This window comes from uncultured Leptotrichia sp. (genome assembly GCF_938036635.1).
GTDB lineage: Bacteria > Fusobacteriota > Fusobacteriia > Fusobacteriales > Leptotrichiaceae > Leptotrichia > Leptotrichia hongkongensis.
Genome location: NZ_CALHQO010000535.1, coordinates 1 through 4,430 on the forward strand (window position 1 = coordinate 1; position 4,430 = coordinate 4,430).

5 protein-coding genes are annotated in these 4,430 nt (G+C 31.3%); 4 read left to right on the plus strand and 1 reads right to left on the minus strand.

Annotated features, from left to right (window positions below):
* The 4 genes from Q0370_RS10660 to guaB all read left to right on the plus strand — a co-directional run.
* Positions 1-267, plus strand: a 267-nt coding sequence (locus tag Q0370_RS10660) for a hypothetical protein (protein WP_299575536.1), incomplete at its 5' end; no start/stop codon positions are given.
* Between the two features lie 116 nt (positions 268-383).
* On the plus strand, positions 384-1,382 hold the full coding sequence (locus tag Q0370_RS10665; protein WP_299575538.1) for a tetratricopeptide repeat protein: 999 nt from the start codon (positions 384-386) through the stop codon (positions 1,380-1,382).
* 72 nt (positions 1,383-1,454) lie between these two features.
* On the plus strand, positions 1,455-2,213 hold the full coding sequence (locus tag Q0370_RS10670; RefSeq protein ID WP_299575540.1) for an SDR family oxidoreductase: 759 nt from the start codon (positions 1,455-1,457) through the stop codon (positions 2,211-2,213).
* 175 nt (positions 2,214-2,388) lie between these two features.
* On the plus strand, positions 2,389-3,855 hold the full coding sequence (guaB, locus tag Q0370_RS10675) for an IMP dehydrogenase (RefSeq protein WP_299575542.1): 1,467 nt from the start codon (positions 2,389-2,391) through the stop codon (positions 3,853-3,855).
* 130 nt (positions 3,856-3,985) lie between these two features.
* Here guaB and ribE read toward each other — a convergent pair.
* On the minus strand, positions 3,986-4,430 hold a 445-nt coding region (gene ribE, locus Q0370_RS10680; RefSeq protein ID WP_299575544.1), incomplete at its 5' end, for a 6,7-dimethyl-8-ribityllumazine synthase.

Sequence of the window (4,430 nt, forward strand, 5' to 3'; positions counted from 1 at the left end):
AACCTACGAAAAAAACTTTTAGACTTTGATAAGCTTAATGAAATTAAAAAGAATGAAATTTTGCTGGCAGAAGATGAGTGGATAGAACTTGATGAATTACCAAAGGTTTTTTCAACTTATATTGTAATTAAATTACCAGAACTATCTTTGCCATATATTTTAAATTATAATTCTGTTAAAACAAACAATAAATCTGATTTTGATGATAATCTTTATGAATTGAATAAACAAATTATAGAATTGGTTAATTTACTGGAAATACAATAAAATTAAACCTGAAGAAAAACTTATTAATCAAAAAAGTTTAAAAAAGTAAAAAAATTTGATTTTGAATGCGTAAGGGGGACTTAAGAGTTAAAAATAATAAAAAGGGAGTGATGAGAATGAAAAAATTTTTATTGGTTAGTTTTATTTTATGCAGTTTTTATGGATTTTCGGCAAAGGTAAATACATCAAAAAATAATACTTCGGTAACTGAAAATAAAACTAAAAATATTGGGGAAATGACTATAAAAGAAACAATTGAGAAACTTAGCGAAAGTGATAAGAAAAAATTTAAAGAGATAGACCTGGAAAAAAAAGAACAGAAGGAAGTAGAAGATTTGACTAGAAAAGAGTTAAATGAACTTGGCATTAATAAAAAGTCTATTGAAACCACATTTAAGGCTATTGAGATACAGGATGACTATGAAGAGGCAAAAAAATTGTTTTTACAGGCAATAGAGGAAGACAAAAAAAATTATTTACCGTATTATTATTTGGGAATATTAGTTTATCAGCAAGAAAATAATATTAAACGTTCAATGGAGTATTTTGAGAAAGCTATAGAGGCTAATCCCAAAAATCCAATGGCATATAATAATCTTGCAGTAAGATATGGACAAGTGAATATGGAGAAAGAACAGTTGGCTCTTGTTAAAAAAATGATAAAATTATTTCCTGATTTTCCGGAAGGATATTTTTCGTTAGCTGCAATACATTTTCGGAATAAAAATTATTTAGATTCGATAAAATATGTAAAATTAGCAATAGAAAAATATAAAAAAATGAATAAGCTTGATTACTCTTACATAACAGAATCATTAAAAAATAAATATGAAGCAGATGCTTATTATCTTTTATTTTTAAATTATATTGGAATGGAAAAATATGACGAGGCATTTGAAAATTCTAAAGAGGCTTATATATTTATGGCACAGAAGGATAATGAATTGAGATACACTATGTATGATATGCTTGTTGATATTGCACAAGAAATTAAAAAAACAAATAAAATAAAATATAAGGAATACAGTGCTGTTTTAAACAGTTTACAATTTGCAGAGCAACTAGTAAAGGCAAATAAAGATTTGCAAGAAAGGAAGAGTGGAGATAAACAATAAACTCGAATCCTTTGAAAATTAATTAAATTAAAAAATTTTAATTTAAAATATGGAATGAAAGGCGTGATTTAAATGTTTGATTTGGCTGGGGAAGTTGCTCTTGTTACAGGTGGGGCAAAAGGTATTGGAAAGGGAATTGCAAAGGCATTGAAGCAGGCAAGGGCAAAAGTGATTATAGGAGACATTGACAAAAATAGAGGAAAAGAAGTTGCAAATGAGATGGGAGTTGAATTTCGTCATTTTGATGTTACAAATAAAGATTTGGTAGATTATACAATTCAAAGTATTTACGAAGAATACGGAAAAATAAGCATACTTTGTTCAAATGCAGGTATTTTTCCTAGAACAAGTATTGAAAAAATGACAGAGAAAGACTGGGATGAAGTACAAAATATAAATATGAAAGGGACTTTTTTTGTAACAAAAGCAGCACTAAAATATATGAAAAAGCAAAGTTATGGACGAGTAATACTGACCTCTTCAATTACAGGGCCTATTACAGGACTATCGGGATGGGCACACTATGGAGCTAGCAAATCCGCTCAACTTGGATTTATGCGAAGTGCAGCTATAGAATATGCAAAATATGGAATTACAGTGAATGCTATTCAACCAGGAAATGTTATAAGCGATGGACTTTTAAGCATGGAAAATTCTAAAAGCTATATGAATCAAATAAAAGAAATAATACCAGTATACACATTGGGAAAACCTGAAGATATAGGTTATACAGCAGTTTTTCTAGCAAGCCGGGAAGCTGGATTTATTACAGGGCAAACAATAGTAGTAGATGGCGGACAGGTTCTTTTAGAAACTCTGACTTTTATTTAGCATCTAAATTAACATAAAATAGAAAATCTTTTGAAAAAAGTATTGAAATTATGACTTATTTCATGATAAAATGGTATAATTTAAAAAAAGAGTTTTTTTAAAATTTCACTTGATTTACTAAACTTACAGGATAAATAATTAAAATTTTAAAAATAAAATGAGGAGGATGTTTAAAATGAGTCAAAAAGATAAAATTGTAATTTCTGAAGGATTGACTTTTGATGATGTATTATTAATTCCACAGGCATCAGATGTGGTACCGCACGAAGTGTCACTGAAAACAAATTTAACTAAAAAATTGGTACTAAATATACCAATACTAAGTGCCGCAATGGATACAGTTACAGAATCAAAACTTGCAATTGCGCTTGCAAGAGAAGGTGGAATAGGATTCATTCATAAAAATATGACGATTGAAAGACAGGCTGAAGAGGTATCAAAAGTAAAAAGATACGAAAGCGGTATGATTACAAATCCGATTACATTAAAGGAAGACGCTATTTTAAAAGATGCAAATGACTTGATGAAAAATTATAAAGTTTCGGGACTTCCTGTAGTTGATAATGACGGTAATTTAAAAGGAATTATTACTAATCGTGATTTGAAATATAGAGAAGATTTATCATTAAAAGTTGTAGATGTTATGACGAAAGATAATTTGGTAACTGCCCCTGTTGGAACAACTCTTGAAGGTGCAAAATCTATTCTTCTGGAAAATAGAATAGAAAAATTGCCAATAGTTGAAGGCACTAAATTAAAAGGTTTGATTACAATTAAAGATATTGACAATGTTATAAATTATCCTAATGCTGCAAAAGATGAACACGGTAGACTTAGAGTGGGAGCAGGAGTTGGAGTTGGAACTGATACAGTAAGAAGAGTTACAGCTCTAGTAGAAGCTGGAGTTGACATTATTGCTGTTGATTCAGCACACGGACATTCAAAAGGAGTTATTAATAAAATAAAGGAAATTAGAGCGGCTTTTCCTGATTTAGACATTATCGGAGGAAATATCGTAACTCCAGAAGCAGCGCTTGACTTAATAGAAGCAGGAGTAAATGCAGTAAAAGTCGGAGTTGGACCAGGTTCAATCTGTACAACTAGAGTTGTATCAGGAGTCGGAGTGCCACAAATTTCAGCTGTAATGAATATTGCACAAGTTTGCAAAGATAAAGGAATCGGACTTATTGCCGATGGTGGAATAAAATTATCTGGAGATGTTGTAAAAGCTATTGCAGCTGGAGCGGACTGCGTTATGCTGGGAGGAATGCTTGCGGGAACTGATGAAGCGCCAGGAGAAGAAATTTTGTACAACGGAAGAAAATTTAAGACTTATGCAGGAATGGGATCGCTTGCAGCAATGAAGAGAGGAAGTAGCGACAGATATTTTCAACTTGAAGCAGCAACAGAAAAATTAGTTCCAGAAGGAATCGAAGGACGTACACCTTATAAAGGTGCTGTTTCTGAAACAATTTACCAAATCATCGGAGGATTACGTGCAGGTATGGGTTACACAGGTTCACGTGATTTACGTGCACTTCGTGAAAATTCACAATTTGTTCGTATGACAGGTGCTGGATTAATCGAATCTCACCCACACGACGTTCAAATTACAAAAGAAAGTCCAAACTACTCTAAATAATAATTATAGATAATAAGAAGCTAGGAGCTTGAAGTTCAAGTTCCTAGCTTTATTTTACATTTTAGTATACAAAAGAAAGCTGGAGTTGGATTTAGACCTATACTCCGGCTTTCTTATATAACCTATAGTTTTAAATTTGTTTAGTTAAGTCAATCATTTCAAGAAGACCTTGAGCACATTCACTACCTTTGTTTCCGGCTTTTGAACCAGCTCTTTCGATAGCTTGATCGATATCTTCAGTAGTAATAACACCGAACATTACAGGTATTTCGCTGTTAAGATTAATTTGTCCTACACCTTTTGCTACCTCGTTACAAACTAAGTCATAGTGACTAGTACTTCCACGAATAATGCTTCCTAATGTAACAATACCATCGTATTTATTTGTAGCTACTAATTTTTTAGTAATAAATGGAATTTCGAATGCTCCTGGAACCCAGTATACATCGATGTTTTCTTCTTTTACTTCGTTTCTAATTAGTGTATCTTTTGCTCCACCTAATAATTTAGAAGTAATAAATTCGTTAAAACGAGCTACTACAATTGCTACTTTAATATCTTTACCTATAAATTTT

Excerpts from the sequence above, each read along its gene's own strand:
- Q0370_RS10665 (WP_299575538.1), top strand. The coding sequence starts at position 384 with ATGAAAAAATTTTTATTGGTTAGTTTTATTTTATGCAGTTTTTATGGA.
- Q0370_RS10670 (WP_299575540.1), top strand. The coding sequence starts at position 1,455 with ATGTTTGATTTGGCTGGGGAAGTTGCTCTTGTTACAGGTGGGGCAAAA.
- guaB (WP_299575542.1), top strand. The coding sequence starts at position 2,389 with ATGAGTCAAAAAGATAAAATTGTAATTTCTGAAGGATTGACTTTTGAT.